This is a genomic window from Paraburkholderia phytofirmans OLGA172, assembly GCF_001634365.1.
Classification (GTDB): Bacteria; Pseudomonadota; Gammaproteobacteria; order Burkholderiales; family Burkholderiaceae; genus Paraburkholderia.
This window is the reverse complement of the sequence record NZ_CP014579.1, coordinates 743118-758910: the sequence shown is the minus strand read 5'-3', so window position 1 is coordinate 758910 and position 15793 is coordinate 743118. Positions and strand designations below refer to the sequence as shown.

18 protein-coding genes and 1 pseudogene are annotated in these 15793 nt (G+C 61.5%); 16 read left to right on the top strand and 3 right to left on the bottom strand.

Annotated elements, in window-relative coordinates; genetic code table 11:
* Positions 1-38: 38 nt before the first annotated feature.
* The gene (locus AYM40_RS40560; RefSeq protein ID WP_181448457.1) at positions 39-182 is read right to left on the bottom strand and encodes a hypothetical protein; all 144 of its coding nucleotides are present in this window, start codon (positions 180-182) and stop codon (positions 39-41) included.
* A 540-nt stretch (positions 183-722) separates the two neighbouring features.
* Here AYM40_RS40560 and AYM40_RS23645 point away from each other — a divergent pair.
* The 16 genes and pseudogenes from AYM40_RS23645 to AYM40_RS43780 form a co-directional block, all read left to right on the top strand.
* Positions 723-905 carry a Flp family type IVb pilin gene (locus tag AYM40_RS23645; protein WP_063498656.1) on the top strand — a complete coding sequence of 61 codons (183 nt, stop codon included), beginning with the start codon at positions 723-725 and terminating at the stop codon, positions 903-905.
* Between the two features lie 56 nt (positions 906-961).
* Positions 962-1495 (top strand): A24 family peptidase, encoded by a 534-nt coding sequence (locus AYM40_RS23640; protein WP_082855262.1) that lies wholly within the window; start codon positions 962-964, stop codon positions 1493-1495.
* A 12-nt stretch (positions 1496-1507) separates the two neighbouring features.
* Positions 1508-2458 carry a Flp pilus assembly protein CpaB gene (gene cpaB, locus AYM40_RS23635; protein ID WP_063498655.1) on the top strand — a complete coding sequence of 317 codons (951 nt, stop codon included), beginning with the start codon at positions 1508-1510 and terminating at the stop codon, positions 2456-2458.
* A 43-nt stretch (positions 2459-2501) separates the two neighbouring features.
* Positions 2502-3899, top strand: coding sequence for a type II and III secretion system protein family protein (locus AYM40_RS23630; RefSeq protein WP_082855261.1), 1398 nt, complete (start codon positions 2502-2504; stop codon positions 3897-3899).
* A gap of 101 nt (positions 3900-4000) precedes the next feature.
* Positions 4001-4291, top strand: coding sequence for a CpaD family pilus assembly lipoprotein (locus tag AYM40_RS23625; protein WP_335341232.1), 291 nt, complete (start codon positions 4001-4003; stop codon positions 4289-4291).
* Positions 4292-4318: 27 nt separating this feature from the next.
* Positions 4319-5536 carry an AAA family ATPase gene (locus AYM40_RS23620; protein WP_063498653.1) on the top strand — a complete coding sequence of 406 codons (1218 nt, stop codon included), beginning with the start codon at positions 4319-4321 and terminating at the stop codon, positions 5534-5536.
* Positions 5536-6945, top strand: coding sequence for a CpaF family protein (locus tag AYM40_RS23615; RefSeq protein ID WP_063498652.1), 1410 nt, complete (start codon positions 5536-5538; stop codon positions 6943-6945). Before AYM40_RS23620 ends, AYM40_RS23615 begins: the two co-directional genes overlap by 1 nt.
* Complete coding sequence (locus tag AYM40_RS23610; RefSeq protein ID WP_063498651.1) at positions 6942-7919, top strand: type II secretion system F family protein; 978 nt, start codon at positions 6942-6944, stop codon at positions 7917-7919. The genes AYM40_RS23615 and AYM40_RS23610 overlap by 4 nt, the downstream gene beginning before the upstream one ends.
* Positions 7916-8878 (top strand): type II secretion system F family protein, encoded by a 963-nt coding sequence (locus AYM40_RS23605; protein ID WP_063498650.1) that lies wholly within the window; start codon positions 7916-7918, stop codon positions 8876-8878. The genes AYM40_RS23610 and AYM40_RS23605 overlap by 4 nt, the downstream gene beginning before the upstream one ends.
* The gene (locus AYM40_RS23600; protein ID WP_063498649.1) at positions 8875-9801 is read left to right on the top strand and encodes a tetratricopeptide repeat protein; all 927 of its coding nucleotides are present in this window, start codon (positions 8875-8877) and stop codon (positions 9799-9801) included. The genes AYM40_RS23605 and AYM40_RS23600 overlap by 4 nt, the downstream gene beginning before the upstream one ends.
* Before the next feature lie 14 nt (positions 9802-9815).
* Positions 9816-10253 carry a TadE/TadG family type IV pilus assembly protein gene (locus tag AYM40_RS23595; protein ID WP_063500647.1) on the top strand — a complete coding sequence of 146 codons (438 nt, stop codon included), beginning with the start codon at positions 9816-9818 and terminating at the stop codon, positions 10251-10253.
* A 3-nt stretch (positions 10254-10256) separates the two neighbouring features.
* Positions 10257-11330 (top strand): TadG family pilus assembly protein, encoded by a 1074-nt coding sequence (locus tag AYM40_RS23590; RefSeq protein WP_264300966.1) that lies wholly within the window; start codon positions 10257-10259, stop codon positions 11328-11330.
* 66 nt (positions 11331-11396) lie between these two features.
* Positions 11397-12026 (top strand): methyltransferase family protein, encoded by a 630-nt coding sequence (locus AYM40_RS23585; RefSeq protein WP_063498648.1) that lies wholly within the window; start codon positions 11397-11399, stop codon positions 12024-12026.
* Between the two features lie 66 nt (positions 12027-12092).
* Positions 12093-12245: a hypothetical protein gene (locus AYM40_RS40555; RefSeq protein WP_236721064.1), complete on the top strand. Its 153-nt coding sequence runs from the start codon at positions 12093-12095 to the stop codon at positions 12243-12245.
* A 92-nt stretch (positions 12246-12337) separates the two neighbouring features.
* Entirely contained in the window at positions 12338-13483 is a 1146-nt protein-coding gene (gene dinB, locus AYM40_RS23580) for a DNA polymerase IV (RefSeq protein ID WP_063498647.1), read from the top strand.
* A pseudogene (locus AYM40_RS43780) lies at positions 13390-13683 on the top strand (hypothetical protein); the annotation flags it as partial. The gene dinB and the pseudogene AYM40_RS43780, both read left to right, overlap by 94 nt.
* Here the strand turns inward: AYM40_RS43780 and AYM40_RS23575 are convergent.
* Together AYM40_RS23575 and AYM40_RS23570 are read right to left on the bottom strand one after the other, a co-directional pair.
* Positions 13625-15103 (bottom strand): heavy metal sensor histidine kinase, encoded by a 1479-nt coding sequence (locus AYM40_RS23575; RefSeq protein ID WP_063498646.1) that lies wholly within the window; start codon positions 15101-15103, stop codon positions 13625-13627. The pseudogene AYM40_RS43780 and the gene AYM40_RS23575 overlap by 59 nt on opposite strands.
* Positions 15100-15786, bottom strand: coding sequence for a heavy metal response regulator transcription factor (locus AYM40_RS23570; protein WP_007176723.1), 687 nt, complete (start codon positions 15784-15786; stop codon positions 15100-15102). Before AYM40_RS23570 ends, AYM40_RS23575 begins: the two co-directional genes overlap by 4 nt.
* Positions 15787-15793: the final 7 nt, after the last annotated feature.

The following is a 15793-nucleotide window of genomic DNA, read 5'->3' as shown; positions in this document are numbered from 1 at the left end:
GTGCGGCAGGCGGATACGGCAACGGGCAAATCTCGCCCTCACCCGCCGTGCGGCGGCATGCAGGTCATCTCTTCCTCATCGTACAGTCCGTACATCAGCTCCAGCATCGCCCGAATATCCGCCGACTCGTCGAGCATCCGCATGCTCACGATGATGGGCGAAACAAGCTTGGGATCATCCACCGGTCGCGATGGTCGAAGCGGTGCAAGGCTGGCTTCGCGAGTCGGGTGTCGTTCCCGCGGCTTTAAGTGAGCCACGCTGCCGGCGGCTACCACGTGAATCACTACAGTACCCGGTTCAAGGTCCGTGTAGTTCCGCCCGGAACTCGAGACTTCTGTTGAGCAAGCGTTTTATAAACAGAAATGTTCTCTTTCTCACAAATTGTCCTACTATACGATGAGAACAGGCAAGACGCTGGCTTCCTGGCTGCGGCCAATGTGCGGACATAATTTAAGCATTCTTTATTTCTCATAGGCACCAAGGAGAGCGCCGGATGCAGACATGACCGAATAATATTCAACACGCATGTAAATAAGGATTTCTAACTTTAATCCGGGAGGTTTTTCCTTGCGCGCATGCTCATTGTTCCATTAACCGTCGAATGGCGCCATACGCCGCTTACTCATGGGATCAGACTGTTTTAATAGACCGTTCGATTTTTCACGTCGGGCCAGTTGCTCATTCATTGAGGCTGCCCTTCCTTCTTGTTACAGGAGAAAAAAATGCACACCTTTCTGAAAGCATTTGTTCGTGACGAGCGTGGCGTCAGCGCCATGGAATACGCGGTTCTGGCGGGCATCGTCGTCCTCGCACTCGGGGGCATGGCGGCCGCCTTCAACACCAGCGTCAGCTCAATGTTTTCCAGTTTGTTCAAGAGCGTCACAACGTCCCAGAACAACGCGTAATTCACGCAACCGGGAGGCTCGACGCACCTGCTTTTCGCAGCCTCCACCCAATCTTCATGTTCTCGGGAGCCGTGCTGATTGTGTCGCCACTATCTATCGCCATCCGCCTCGTCGTGTTTTGCGCGCTGCTGTGGCTCGCGGTTTTCGATGTGCGTTGTCGCCGCCTCCCGAGCAGGATGATCCTGATGATCGGCGCACTGTTTTTTATCAACGCTGTCGTCATCCGCATGCCCATCGGCGATGTGCTTGCCCATCTGCTGCTTGCGTTTGCCGTTTTGGTGGTCTGCGCCGCCTTGTTCGCGGCGAATGTGCTGGGTGGAGGCGACGCAAAGCTGGCGTCGATTGTCTTCCTGTGGCTTGGACGGAGTCTCGCTTTGCCAGCCCTGACCCTCATCTCGGTCATCGGGCTGGGCGTTTCCCTGATCAGTCTTGCCACGCGACACATGAACCCGAAGCAGAACTCGCCCTCGATGCGCACGCTCGCCATGTTTTCGGGAGCGCGAGGCGTGCCCTATGGTGTAGCGCTTGCACTCGGCGGCGGCTCACTCATCGTGTTGCCTTCCGTGCTGCCCTTGCTTTCGATGCGGTAGGACGGCGTCTCTATGTCCAACATCATCAAAGTGGGTTTGCTTATTGCCTGCGCCACCCTGATCGCCCTGATCGTTCGGGTCGTGGTCGCAAGCGTGGCGCATGCGCCGACGCCCGTGCCCAGCACCGAAAAGGTCCGTGTCAGTGCCGCCGATCTTCCGCAGGGCCTGCTTCTACGGGACGAGGATCTTACCTGGAAGCCGTTGCCCGTCACCGACATTCCCCCCAATGCCGTTGTCTACGGGGCACCCGGCGCGGTTGAACTCAAGGGGGCGCTTTTGCGTCGCCCGATAACGAACGGGACCCTGGTTGTCGCTGACGACGTCATCCTGCCAAGCGCCCCCGGCTTTCTTGCCGCCACGCTCAAACCTGAGATGCGAGCAGTGTCGGTCGCCGTCGACGATGTATCGGGTAATGCCGGACTGATCCAGCCCGGCGACTACGTGGACCTGTTGCTGACGCAGCAGATGGACCGCCGGACTGATTCGCCAGACCTCGCCGTATCGAGCGAAACCGTCGTCGAGCATGTTCGGGTGCTCGCGGTCGGCTCGGAAATACAGCGTCCAAAGAGCGGCGATACCCCGGATGTCACCAACCGCGCCCGCACTGTGACGCTTGAGGTCACGCCACGGATGGGCGAAGTCGTTGCCGTCGCCGCGCGCCTCGGCAGCCTGTCGCTCGCCTTGCGCAGCTTCGCGACCGTTTCCCGGGATCCTGCCGCGTCCGTGCCGGCCGACTCACTGCCGCCGCCCGTTTGGGCCGGAGACATTTCACGCGCCGTGCGCGATCTGCCGCGAGCACGAGGCCCTCAGCTCATTGCCACCCGTTCCGGATCGGCCTTACCGCCCACCGTGACGATATACAGAGGTTCCGACAGGAGCGACGCGCCGTCCAGCGTCGCACAGTCAAGCGGTACCGCAGGAAACAACGTACCGCCACTGCCGTCTCTCCCCGCACTGCACTGACGCGCCGAGAGGGCATAGCGTCCACTCGCAAGGATGGAACGCCATGACAACAAAGTTGAGTCCGGGTTTGGGTCCTGGTGGCATCGGTTTGAAGCTCACGGCTTGCGCCGTGATAAGCGGGGCTAGCGCGCTTGCCGTCTACGGCGAGGAGGCGCCTGTTCGCGCGGCCCTGCCGCCGGGACCGGACCCCACCGTGGCTGACAGGCCTCTGCGTTCACAGGGAGCGTTGGCCGTGGACGCCGGCAAGGGCACCCTCGTGCGTCTAGGCGAGAACGCGACCGCTGTGTTCGTCGCCGACCCAACGATCGCGGATGTCCACGTGCCCTCTCCGAAGGCGGTCTTCGTGCTGGGCAAGAAGGCAGGTACAACGACACTGTACGTGCTAGGTGCGGACAACAAGACACTGCTTCAACGGACAGTGGTTGTCGGCCGCGACATGGATTCGCTGCGCAGCGCGATCGCCGCGCGCTTTCCGAACCTGCACGTGAAACTGACAGCCAGTCCCGGTTCGTTGCTGGTTTCAGGCGAGGCGCCTTCGGCCGCCGATGCCGATGCCGTGGTGCAGACGATTTCGCCCTATCTGGCCGACAAGGAAGTGCTCGTCAATCGCATCACAATCGATCGGCCACTTCAGGTGCAGTTGCGCGTTCGCATCACCGAAGTGGACCGGAACGTCACGGAGCAGTTGGGGATCAACTGGGCATCGGTCGGCTCGACGGTCGGGCAATTCTCCGCAGCTGCTGTCTTCGGCTTCGGTACGGTTCAGAGGGGCCGTGGCACGAGCATTCAGGCAATGGTCGACGCATTGAGCCAGGAGGGCTTGCTGACTGTTCTTGCAGAGCCAAACCTCGTGGCCTTGTCCGGGCAAACGGCCAGCTTTCTCGCAGGCGGCGAATTTCCAATTCCGATAGCGCAGACCAACAACGGCTCGGTTACCGTGGAGTTCAAACAGTTCGGCGTAAAACTCGATTTCACCCCGACGGTGATCAATGAGCACCGCATCAGCCTGAAAGTCCGCCCGGAAGTCAGTCAGATCGACACGACCGCGAGTGTCACCACCAATGGCATCACGGTGCCGGGGTTGAGCGTGCGCCGAGCCGACACCACCGTCGAGCTCGCAAGCGGGCAAAGCTTCGCCATCGGCGGTTTGCTGCAAACCAACACGACCGACATCGTTTCGCAGGTGCCGGGCCTGGGATCGATTCCGATTCTCGGCAAGCTGTTTTCGTCGACCAATTACCTGAACAACAAGACCGAACTCGTCATCATCGTGACGCCCTATCTCGTCGAACCGACAGATCCAGCCAGGCTTCGTACACCACTCGATTCACTCATGTCGCCGAGCAGCGATGTCGAGTACAGCTTCAGACATGAGTCCGGCGAGGCTTCTACCCCATCCGGGCAACCGCGCCTCGTCGGTGCAGCCGGGTATGTCTATTGATATTGAGCGAAACAGCCATGATTTCTGCACGACTTATTGCGCTCATGCTGGTTTGCAGTGTCACGGCCGGCGTCAGCGGATGCTTCAGGGCACCGAGATCGATGCCTGACGCGTCGGTCATCCGGTTCGACGGGCAGCTTGCCGTGCCGCCCGATTGTGCCAGTCTGGCTCGCCCATCGATCCTGACCGACGCCGGCTGGAAGCGCCCTGACATGGCGTGGGGCTGCGCGACTTATACGAACCTCGCGGCACAGCTTGCCTATCCGCAGGACATCGTCAGGCCCGAATCGCTCGGACCGGCCGACGCCGCTGTGGCGGCAAGCGCGGTGCACCGTTATCAGACCGAGCATGTGACACCGCTCGACAAGACGACGACGCGTGATTCCCGTTGATGCGCGTGAAACTCACCTAAGGTCAACATGAGCACAGATTTCAGTTTCCGCAAAGGCACGACAGCGATTCGGGCCGTCGACTTCATTGCGTTCGTAGCGGATCACAACACGGAACAGGTGCTGAAAAACTACGTGCTCGAGCAGGCGATGCCGCACGCGCACGTGGCGATCGGCGGTATAGAAGACGCGATTCTCTACCTCTCGAAGATCGAACGCTCGCCACTATTCCTGCTGGTCGACCTGCATGCCTCGGCGATGCCGCTCTCGGACCTGGGGCGGCTCGCCGAAGTGTGCGAACCATCGGTTCAGGTCGTGGCGCTGGGTGAGCGCAACGACGTCGGGCTCTTTCGCAATTTGCTCAAGCTCGGTGTACGCGACTATCTGGTCAAGCCGCTGACCGTCGAACTGCTCAAGCGGACGGTCAGCGTCGCCGAGGGCAAGATCAATCCCGTCGTGCAGAACCGTGCCGGCAAGACGATTGCACTCGTCGGATCGCGAGGCGGCGTTGGAGTCACGACCATCGGCCTGAATCTCGCCCGCCGTCTGGCCGAAGACACGCATCGCCGGGTCGCTTATGTCGACCTGAATGTGTACGGCGGCGCCGCGAACAGCATGCTTGGCATCCAGAGCAACAACGGCCTGATGGACGTGCTGCAGAACGTGCACCGGCTGGATCCGCAGTATGTGGAACGCACGCTCGTCGCGAAGGGGAGCCGGCTTTTCGTCCTGTCCTCCGAACTGGACTACGGTGCCCCAAGGCCGTTCCAGGCTGGCGCGCTCAAGCGCGTGCTCGAGGTGCTTCACGACAGTTTCCATTATGTGATGCTCGATGTGGGAAACCACGCCGATCCGCTCGCGGGCGAAGCGTTCAACCACGCATCGCGTGTCTACCTCGTTGCCGACCGCTCGGTGCATTCCGCACGCGAGACAGTCCGCCTGCTGCGCTACATCGAGGACCGCGACAACAATCCGGCTGCTTCGCTGCTGCTCAATAGCCCTAATGCCGTGACCGCGGGCAAGGTGCAGGCCGCCGATTTCATGGCGGCCGTCGGACGCAGCGTCCTGTATGAAGTGCCGTTCGAAGTGAAGGCCGTATCGATCGCCGAGAATCTCGGCGAGGCGCCCGACGAAAAAGCGGCCATCGGTTTCAATCAGGCGATCAGGCGTATTGGCAGTGATCTCACCGGCCAGGATATGGCCGCCGAGCGCACGTTTCTCCAGAAGCTCGGAATCAGGAGACGCTGATGTTCGGGCAAAAGCAGCCACCTCAGCCAGACGCAGTTGAGACCCAGGCAGATACAGGCGCGAGGCCAATTGCTGTGCCTCCCGTCCGGGCGGACGCAGCGCTCGCGACTTTGCCGGAGCGCCCGGCGTTAGCGGAGGGTAACGAGGCATTGGTCCGCTCGGACCTGTTCAGGATCATCCGCAATGGCGTATTCACCTCGATGAACGCGTCGGCCGCGGTCGGGAAGACGCGCGAGCAGATGAAACCCGGCGTCGAACAGCTCGTCCTGGAGATCGCTGCGCATGAGCGGCTGAATATCACGATTTCGGAGCAGGGCCAGATTGTCAGCGAACTGCTCAACGACATGTTCGGCGTGGGTCCGATCGAGCCGCTTCTCGCGGACGACAGCGTGACCGACGTGCTCGTCAACGGCCCCGATCAGGTCTATGTCGAACGCCATGGCCGGCTGGAACTGACGCCGTACAAGTTCCGCGACAACGCCCACGTCGTCAACGTGGCACAGCGCATCGCGGCCGGCGTGGGCCGCAGGGTGGACGAAAGCAGTCCGATGGTCGATGCGCGCCTTGCCGACGGCAGCCGGGTCAATGTCATCCTGCCACCGCTGGCGATTCACGGCGCCTGTATCGCGATCCGCAAGTTTTCGAAGCGCAATATCACGCTGCATCGGATGGCGCAGCAGGGCAACATGTCGGTGCAGATGAGCAATGTTCTCAAGCTCGCCAGCACGTGCCGCCTCAACATCATCGTGTCGGGCGGCACCGGCTCGGGCAAGACCACCTTGCTGAACGCGCTGTCCCACTTCATCGGCGATCGCGAACGCGTGATTACGATCGAAGATGCAGCCGAACTACAGCTTCAGCAACCGCATGTCGTCAGCCTCGAAACGCGCCCTGAGAATGCGGAGGGGCTGGGCGGCGTCGCCCAGCGCGATCTGGTGCGCAACGCGCTGCGGATGCGGCCAGACCGGATCATCCTCGGCGAAACGCGGGGGCCGGAGGCGTCCGACGTCCTGCAGGCAATGAACACTGGCCACGACGGCTCGATGACGACGATCCACGCGAACACCCCGCGCGACGCGATCACCCGGCTCGAGAGCATGGTCATGATGGCGAACGGCAATCTGCCGCTCATGTCGATCCGGCGGCAGATTGCGAGCGCGGTCCATCTGCTCGTGCAGATCGAAAGGATGCGCGACGGCGTGCGGCGCGTGACGCGCATCACGGAGTTGGTCGGCATGGAAGGCGACGTCATCATCACCCAGGATCTCTTCATATTCCGGTACGACGCGAGCGCCTACAACGAAGAAGTCAGGGGTGTCTTCGAAACGGCGGCGCTCAGACCTGCTTTTTGCGAGCGTGCCGCCTATTACGGCGTCGAAGACGCGCTGCTGGAGGCCATGACACCATGACGTCGATCGACCTCGTCACCCTCTCCTCGTTCGCTTGCGCGCTGTTGCTCGGCCTGCTTGTGCTTACCGTTCAGGAGATGCGAAACAACCGGCCCGACGCGCGGATCAGGGCGCGCATGCTTCGATCTTTTCTGGTTCAGGACGGGGGGCTCGCCCCGGCTGCAGGCCGCTTTGACGCGTCCCTCTTCAAGGTGAACCGGCGCGGCAATGCCGTCAGCCGCTGGCTCGCGCCAAAAATCACCCGCGTCAGGACGGTCGCCGGTGCGAGCGGCCTTCGTATCGTGATCGGCGCCGCGATCGCTGGTGCGCTCCTCGCGCTGGCAATGACGCGTTTCATGCCGCTTCCCGGCGTCGTCAAACTGTTGATGCCGCCCGCACTTTCCCTCGTTGCCGCGGTGCAAGCCTATCGTTTTCTTGTCGCCCGCTTCCGGCGACGCTTCCTGGATGGCTTCGCGGACCTGATAGACATGATCGTGCGAGCGGTGCGCGCGGGCGTGCCTGTCACCCACGTCATCGGTGCGGCTGCCAACGAATGTCCCGAGCCGCTTCGTCACGAATTCCGGTTGATGGGCGACGCGCTGCAGCTTGGGATCGACCTGGAAGAAGTGCTAGCGGTGGCCATGCGTCGAATCGAAGTCACTGACTTCTCGTTCTTTTGCGTGTGTCTGCTTTTGCAGCGTGAGACGGGCGGCCAACTCGGGGAAACGCTCGAAAACCTGGCCGCCATTGTCCGCACACGCGGCGAGATCCGCATGAAAACGAAGGCGCTGACCGCGGAAGCGCGGATCACGACCCGGATTCTAGCCGCCATTCCGGTTGTCATCATGCTTGGCCTGTACGGCCTGAATCGCGCTTACGTCATGGTGCTGTTCGACCGGCCCGCCGGGCAGAAGCTGCTGACGTTCGCGTCGATCTCAGTCGTGGTCGGTATCGCTGTGATCAACGGGATGTCCAAACTCAATACCTCACGATGAGCCCAGCCAGCTTCGAGACACTGCTCAACCTTCTGATGCTGCTGGCATGGTTCGGCGTGCTAGCGCTATGGTGGGCCGTGAAGCGCGGCGGCAGGCGCGGCAGGATAGCCGAACGCGCGCGCGAGGCGGCATTCAGCCAGCGCCTGGACAGTGCGCCGGTCGACGTGGATGGCGACGATCCCAGACTGCGCGCGCAGCTGATGCGACGCCTGGCGACGCTGGGGAACAAGCTGCCGCTGTTCGACGCGAAGTATCGCGCAGAACTCGGCAGACAGATGGTCCGCGGCGGTCACCGCGGAAAACTTGCCGTTCCCGTTCTGGTCGCGGTCAAGTTCCTGTTTGGCATTGTGTGTGCGACGCTGGCGGTCATGCTGGGTTCGCACATGCCCGTCGTCGGCCGCTATGCCGCCGCGCGCGCAATCCTGATGGTGTTCGTATTCATGGTCGGGATGATCGTCCCGGAATATGTGCTCGCGTTGCTTGCCGAACGGCGCCGTCGCGCCATGGCGTCCTGTCTGCCCGACGCGCTCGACCTGCTGGTGATCTGCACCAATGCCGGCAACAGCCTGGCGGTGAGCATTCGCCGGGTCGCCAATGAACTGGCTTCCATCTGCCCGCCGCTCTCGGAGGAGTTTTCGCTGACCGCCGACGAGCTGAAATTATCCGGCGACAGCGAGCGTGCGCTGCGCCGGCTTGCCGAGCGGATCGACCTGCCGTCAATTCGCGCGCTGATTTCCGCGCTGACACAGTCAATGCGATATGGCACGCCGATCACTCAGGCGCTGCGAACCTTGTCTCGTACCGAGCGACTGGCCCATATCGTTGGGCTCGAGGAGAAGGCCGCCAAGCTCGCACCGAAAATGGTGCTGCCGATGATGGTGTTCATTCTGCCGGCGGTTGTCGTCATTGCAGCCGGTCCGGCAGTTATTCAAGTTCTGGAGTTCTTCGCCAAACAATGAAAACCATAGAACTGCGAATCGACCTTCGTGTGCTCGCGGCACACCGACGCGCGGTGCGCCGGGTGGCACGGCTTGTCAGGCTCGCTTGCTGCTGCGCCGGCGCACTTGTCGCGGCGGGCGCCTGCACGACGACATATCACGTCTCAGAAGCGCATGTGGAGCCCCGCAACCAGATGCCTGACCGCATGGGCGAGCTTCGCATTGCCGGCACGGCACTCGACTCGGGCAACGTGGAGCTGGCCACGACGCTCTACGAAAAGGTCGTGGCCGCCGACCCCCACTCGGTTGCCGGCCTGACTGGCCTCGGCGACACACTCTACGCTGTGGGCGACTTCACTCGATCGGCCGTCTACTACGAGCGGGCACTGCAGAGCGCCCCCAGTGCGACCGCGCCGATGATCGGCACGGCGCGCGTGGCCATTCGTCAGCGGCGCTTTGACGATGCGATCTCGATCTATCGAAAGGTACTGGCCCTGAAGCCTGACGAGCCGCTCGCTTCAGCGGGCCTCGGTGCGGCGCTCGACCTGAAGGGCGATCACATCGCGGCGCAAGCCGTGCTGCGGCAGGCGCTCAAGGCCAGCCCTGGCGATCCGGGCCTGAGCGTCAACCTTGGATTGTCGCTGACGCTGGGGGGCAATCCGCGTGACGGCGCGAATGTATTGCTCGACGTGACGCGCTATCCCGGTGCGCCGCCTCAGGCGCGCCAGGATCTCGCGCTCGCGTACGGCCTGCTCGGCAATCCGGAAGCAGCGGCGGCCATCCTCGGACAGGATCTGCCGAAAGCCTCCGTACAGGACAACCTTCGCTTCTATGAGATTCAACGCGACCGGATGGCAAGGCCGGCGACGCCGGCGTCGATAGGCTCAGGCGCGACGTCGAGCGACACCGCGTCCGGCACGAATCCATCTATGACCGTGCGATGAAACCCGGAATGTCGATGCCCTACCCTAACCGTGCAAGCCGGGTGCCTCGCGCGAGCCGAGGATCGGCGGCAATCGAATTCGCCATTCTGCTGCCGTTTCTGGTCATGATTCTGGTGGGAATCATCGACGTCAATCTGATTTTTTATGACGACGCCGTCATTACGAACGCGGCCCGCGCGGGCGCCAGAGCCGGCATCGTAGTCCAGGTGCCACCGCTGACGACGAGCCAGATCGCCTCCCTCACAGTCTCCTACGCGCAGAACAGCCTGGTCTCTGGCGGGAGCGCAACCTCGCCAACCGTCACGGTGACGCAATCGAACGGAGCGACCTCCGGAAGCACACTGCAGGTCGCGGTTTCGTACACCTATCAGGGTCTGCTGCTCGGCTCGCAGTTTAGTGCCCTGGTTGCCCCCGTCGTTCTGAACGCAACAGCCGTCATGATTTACGAATAGGCCATGACCACCCCGATGCTTCCCGCGCGCCACGAGCCTTGCATCACACACAACCGGGCCACCAGCAGGCTTGCCCAGCGTCGCCGTCAGGGTGGGACGATAAGCTTTGTGCTGGTTTTTTTTGTATTCATGGCGCTGGCTTTCGCAGCGTTTTCAGTGGATATCGGACACTACTATCTCGCCCAGGACCAGTTGCAGACCGCGGCGGATGCCGCCGCCCTCGCGGGAGCAAGCGCGCTGTCTTCCGGAACGTCGGCGCCTGGCTGGAGCGCCGCTGTTGCCGCTGCCGCCAGCGCTGTCAAGCTCAATGCTTCGGATCACATAGTTTTGGCTAATGCGACGGTACAGAGCGGTTACTGGAATTTGACCAGGTCTCCCGCCGGCATGCAGTCTTCGACTATTACACCCGGCACGTACGATAGCCCGGCGGTGCAAGTCACCGTTTCGCGCGCGACAGGATTGAATGGCGGGCAACTGGTATTTTTCTTTGCTCCCCTTTTCGGCGTGTACACCACCGCCGTGACTGCGACTGCGGTGGCAGTGGTTTCGGCGCCGGGCTATGTGGGGCCAGGTGGTTTGTTCCCCGTGGCGCTGGACAAATGCCTTTTCGACCTGTACTGGAATGCCCAGACTGGGGCGCCGGCGATCGATCCGTCGACTGGGCAAGCCTATACATTTCAGATCACCAACGACTCGCTCTACGGCAGCTGCTCGGGCGGACAGTGGACATCATTTGCAACGGATGCGAACGACGTGCCGACGATGCGTGCTCTCATGAGTAGCGGAAATCCGACTGGCTTGAGCATCGGCAATTCCATCTGGCTTGAACCCGGCGCCAAGACGACACTTTACAGTTCGGTTCCAGCCAACGTCGATGTGCTGGTACCGGTTGTGCAGAGCCTGGCGTCGTCGACAGAAACGATTGTCGGTTTCGCCGCTTTCCACATCGATGTTGCAGTCGGCGGCAGCGGTAAATACATCCAGGGCCATCTGATAACGAATCTCAAAGTGACCGGCGGCGCCGGACAGGGCGGCCCTTACTACGGGGCGTATGTTCCGCCGCGTCTCGCGCAGTGACGCAATGTCTTCCACTACCGCAGGCGCCAGCCGCGATGCTCCTGAACCAACGATCCGTTCCGATCCATGAATAAGGCCCTCACACGCGCGCAACTTACGACGGAAGTCGTTGTGCGAGCACTTACCGTGCCGCTGCTAGGCCTGTTCGTCGCCATGAGCATTCATCAATACGTGAGAGACCCATCGCGGGTCACGCTGCTGGTTTTCGCGTTTGCAGAGGTGTTGACCGTCGTGCTGGCCGTGTTGGCCCGCGTCCCGCGCGAGCGTGACTGGAATCCGCTCAGCCTCGTCGTGACCGTCTGCGCAACTTTTTACTTTCTCGCGTTCCAGATTACACCCGGCATCAAGCTGGTTCCGGAAGGGCTGGCCGCAGTCATTCAGGTTGCCGGGGTTTCGGTGCAGATCTATGCAAAGTGGTCGCTAGGGCGTTCGTTCGGTCTTTTGCCGGCCAATCGCGGCGTCATCGTGGCCGGACCGTATCGGGTTGTTCGCCATCCGTTGTACCTGGGCTATCTGGTCACGGACATCGGTTTTCTCGTTGCCAACTTCGGCGTTCGCAATGTCGTCGTCCTGGTCGTCCAGTGGACGCTGCAAATCGTACGGATCGTGAGGGAAGAGCAATTGCTCTCGAACGACGCGACTTATCGCGAGTACATGAGCCGCGTGCGCTACCGGTTGGTTCATGGCGTGTTTTAACTCGACTCGTTGCGGGTTTTCCGAGGCGGCTAAATTTGTCTGCGAGCTGCATCAGGACTGGATTGGATGATGCGGAAGGCCGGCATGCATGGATTGCAGTGGCTCTTCCTCGTCGAAGGCTTGCCGACCGTTCAGCTGGGGTTCCTGCTGTATCGCATGCTTCCGAACGGGCCGGCCCGCGCGTCCTGGCTGAACGACGCCGAGACGTTGTTCTTCTAAAGATCCGCAACTTGCGTAATCATGTCAAAAGGCCGCCCACAAACGTCGCGTTGGCCCGACAAAACGATTGATTGCTAGTGATTTATTAACGCATGCCAGATGACAAGCGCATAGCCCATATCGACATGGACGCATTCTTTGCGTCCTGCGAACTGTCGCAGTATCCCGAATTGCGAGGCCAAGCAATGGTTGTTGCAGGCCGTCGGTCGGATGCTCCGAGAACAATGCCGGACGGCACCCGTGAATTCTCCCGGTTACGCGACTATACGGGCAGAGGCGTCTTAACGACCGCAACCTACGAAGCGCGAGCGCTGGGAGTTCATTCCGGGATGCCAGCGATGAAAGCGGCCCGGTTAGCGCCGAATGCCATTCTCCTTCCAGTAAACTTCGATCTGTATCGAAACTACTCGCGTCTGTTCAAGGACGCAGTTCGGTCAGTTAGTCCGACCATCGAGGATGTCGGAATCGACGAGGTCTACGCCGACGTCTCTCAGCTGAATGAGGCATCGGAGAAAGTTGCGCGCAACTTGAAGTCCGCTGTATTCGAAGCAACAAGTCTCACGTGCTCGGTCGGAATTGCGCCAAATAAGCTTCTAGCAAAGTTGTGTTCGGACATGCAAAAGCCGGACGGCGTCACTATCCTGAGATTTGAGGATTTGGAGTCCAGGATTTGGCCGATGGCAGCCGGCAAAATCAACGGCATTGGCCCGAAGGCCAGCGCAAAGCTTGAGTCTCTCGGAATAACAACCATCGGCGAGATTGCCGCACGCGACGAGCGATGGCTAGTCGAACACTTTGGACGAAGCTATGGATCGTGGCTCCGCAGGGTCTCTCATGGTCTTGATGATAGGCCAGTGGTGACACACAGCGAGCCTGTCTCGATGAGCCGGGAGACAACATTCGAGCAAGACCTGCACGCCGTGCGGCACAGGCAGGAACTAGGTGCCGCATTTACCCGCCTGTGCGAGCAGGTGGCGCTAGATCTGCAGCGAAAGGGCTATCTTGCGCGAAAGATCGGCATCAAGCTGCGCTTCAATGACTTCCAGACGATAACGCGTGACGTCACGCTTCTGGAACCTGTTGCGGACGCCAAGGCGTTGCGTAACGCGGCGACTCAGTGCCTGAAACGGGTCGAACTTGTCAAATCCATCAGGCTGTTAGGGGTCAAGGCCAGCAACCTGCAACGCGCGGGGGAAAAGAAAGGCTACGAGTCACCGCAGTTCACGCTGGATTTTTAGCACGTACCCCCTCCTGCCGCGAGATCGCCGCGCGCATCAAGCACGCCGTCAATCAGGCGATCGGCCTCACCTGCTCCATTTGCGTGGCGCCGAACAAGCTGCTGGCGAAAATCGGCTCCGAACTCGACAAGCCCGACGGCCTCACGATCCTGACGCCTGCGGATGTGCCGTTGCGCGTGTGGCCGTTGCCGGTACGCAAGCCGCTGCTTCCGCAGGGACACCGGCCTTCGTGCGCGCCGCCGGCAAGCTGGTTTCCACACTCGACGCCGCAATCGAAAACGCAAACGTGTTGATTCCGTTTGCGCTTTGCGCCGACACCGTGCCGCGATGCATCTCGGCAATCGCCTTCACGATCGCGAGACCCAGCCCGTGGTTTTCACGGCTATTGGTGCGAGACACTTCCGCACGATAGAACCGGTCGAACAAATGTTCGAGCACACCCGGCTCGATCGGCTCGCCCGGGTTGGCCACCGCGACGCGCAACTGATCCGCTGCATTCGAGATCGTCACGGTAATCGCCGCGCCCGGCGCACAGTGCTGGATCGCGTTCATCAGCAGATTCGTGCACGCACGGCCGAACAGGGAGCGGTTCACGCGCGTCACCGCATCGCCGCGCAACTGCGCATGCACGCGCGCTTCTTCGAGCGGAATCTCCAGAAACTCCAGCGTATGCGCGACTTCGGCAGCCAGCGACACTTCGACGAGACCCGTCGCGCGCTCGCCCTGGTCGGCACGGGCGAGGAACAGCATGTCGTTGATGATCGTGCGCATGCGTTCGAACTCTTCGAGATTCGATTGCAGTGTGTGGCGCAAATCGTCGACCGAGCGGTTGCGCGTCAACGCCACTTCGGTCTGGCCGATCAGAATCGTCACCGGCGTACGCAGTTCGTGAGCGACGTCCGCATTGAACGACTCGAGGCGGCCGTATGCGCCGTCCAGACGTTCGAGCGCGCCGTTGAAGGAGTTGGCCAGATCGTTCAATTCGAGCGGCAGCGCGGCCGTATTCAGGCGCTGTGAGCGGTTATTCGGGCTTACCGCGGATGCATCTCTCGTCAGCCGCGTCAACGGCGCAAGACCCAGCCGCGTGACCGAATAACTCAGCAACAGCACGGCGAGACTCCCCAACGCGGACAGCGCGGCGAGCGCCGAGCCGAACACGCGCATCGTGCGGATGTTGGGCACACAGCTGGCCGCAACCTGCAATTGCACGGGCGGACGGGCGCCGTAAGCGGGTATCGTCACCGTGACGGTCAGCATGTCCGCGCCGCCGCCGACCGGCGAAACCCTCGCGTAGCCGCCCTGCCAACTCGACACCACGGGCCCCTGGACGGGCTTGCCATAGTGAAAATACGGATCGTCGCTCGATACCGAATACACGGTGCTGCCGTCGTGCGGCATCATGTCGGTGAGTTTTTCGCGGGCCATGCGCCATTTCTCCGGCGTCACCGCGTGATAGACGATGATGCGCGCGATCTCGGTGCGATCGTCGAGCGATTCGCGCAGATGGTGTTCGAGTTGCGTACGCAACACCACAAAGAGCCCGGTGCCGACCAGCGTGAATACGAACAGCGCCACAAGCGCGAACATCGCCGCCAGGCGGCGCGCGATAGAACGGTTCATGATTGTTCCGCCTCTTCACGTACTTCGAGCACATAGCCCATGCCGCGCACGGTGTGCAGCAGCTTCGAGGGAAACGGGCCGTCGAGTTTGGCGCGCAGTCGTTTGATCGCGGTTTCCACCACGTTCGTATGGCTGTCGAAGTTGACGTCCCACACGAGTTCGGTAATGGCGGTCTTCGAGAGAATGTCGCCCTGGCGGCGCGCCAGCACGCTGAGCAACTGGAATTCCTTGGCGGTCAGATCGAGACGTACGCCGTCGCGGGTGGCGCGCCGGCCGATCAGATCGACGAACAGATCGCCCACGGAAATCAGCGTCGACTCCTGCGAACGCGTGCGGCGCGCCAGTGCATGCAACCGCTCGACCAGTTCGAGAAAGGAAAAGGGTTTGGTGAGGTAGTCGTCGGCGCCTTCGCGCAGACCGCGCACGCGGTCGTTCACATGATCGCGGGCGGTCAGCATGATGACCGGCGTCGACTTGCGCATGCGCAGCGCCTTCAGCACGCTGAAGCCGTCGCGTTTGGGCAGCATGACGTCGAGGACGATCACGTCGTAATCGAATTCGGTAGCGAGATGCATGCCTTCCTCACCGTCGAGCGCGACGTCGACGACCCAGCCCTGCTCTGTCAAACCGGAGCGCAGGTAGTCCACCACCTTATGCTCGTCTTCAACGATCAGCAATTTCATGCGCGTC

Bases quoted from the DNA above. Each gene is read 5' to 3' on its own strand.
- AYM40_RS23645 (WP_063498656.1), top strand. From the start codon at position 723: ATGCACACCTTTCTGAAAGCATTTGTTCGTGACGAGCGTGGCGTCAGC.
- AYM40_RS23640 (WP_082855262.1), top strand. From the start codon at position 962: ATGTTCTCGGGAGCCGTGCTGATTGTGTCGCCACTATCTATCGCCATC.
- cpaB (WP_063498655.1), top strand. From the start codon at position 1,508: ATGTCCAACATCATCAAAGTGGGTTTGCTTATTGCCTGCGCCACCCTG.
- AYM40_RS23630 (WP_082855261.1), top strand. From the start codon at position 2,502: ATGACAACAAAGTTGAGTCCGGGTTTGGGTCCTGGTGGCATCGGTTTG.
- AYM40_RS23625 (WP_335341232.1), top strand. From the start codon at position 4,001: ATGCCTGACGCGTCGGTCATCCGGTTCGACGGGCAGCTTGCCGTGCCG.
- AYM40_RS23620 (WP_063498653.1), top strand. From the start codon at position 4,319: ATGAGCACAGATTTCAGTTTCCGCAAAGGCACGACAGCGATTCGGGCC.
- AYM40_RS23615 (WP_063498652.1), top strand. From the start codon at position 5,536: ATGTTCGGGCAAAAGCAGCCACCTCAGCCAGACGCAGTTGAGACCCAG.
- AYM40_RS23610 (WP_063498651.1), top strand. From the start codon at position 6,942: ATGACGTCGATCGACCTCGTCACCCTCTCCTCGTTCGCTTGCGCGCTG.
- AYM40_RS23605 (WP_063498650.1), top strand. From the start codon at position 7,916: ATGAGCCCAGCCAGCTTCGAGACACTGCTCAACCTTCTGATGCTGCTG.
- AYM40_RS23600 (WP_063498649.1), top strand. From the start codon at position 8,875: ATGAAAACCATAGAACTGCGAATCGACCTTCGTGTGCTCGCGGCACAC.
- AYM40_RS23595 (WP_063500647.1), top strand. From the start codon at position 9,816: ATGCCCTACCCTAACCGTGCAAGCCGGGTGCCTCGCGCGAGCCGAGGA.
- AYM40_RS23590 (WP_264300966.1), top strand. From the start codon at position 10,257: ATGACCACCCCGATGCTTCCCGCGCGCCACGAGCCTTGCATCACACAC.
- AYM40_RS23585 (WP_063498648.1), top strand. From the start codon at position 11,397: ATGAATAAGGCCCTCACACGCGCGCAACTTACGACGGAAGTCGTTGTG.
- AYM40_RS40555 (WP_236721064.1), top strand. From the start codon at position 12,093: ATGATGCGGAAGGCCGGCATGCATGGATTGCAGTGGCTCTTCCTCGTC.
- dinB (WP_063498647.1), top strand. From the start codon at position 12,338: ATGCCAGATGACAAGCGCATAGCCCATATCGACATGGACGCATTCTTT.
- AYM40_RS23575 (WP_063498646.1), bottom strand. From the start codon at position 15,103: ATGAACCGTTCTATCGCGCGCCGCCTGGCGGCGATGTTCGCGCTTGTG.
- AYM40_RS23570 (WP_007176723.1), bottom strand. From the start codon at position 15,786: ATGAAATTGCTGATCGTTGAAGACGAGCATAAGGTGGTGGACTACCTG.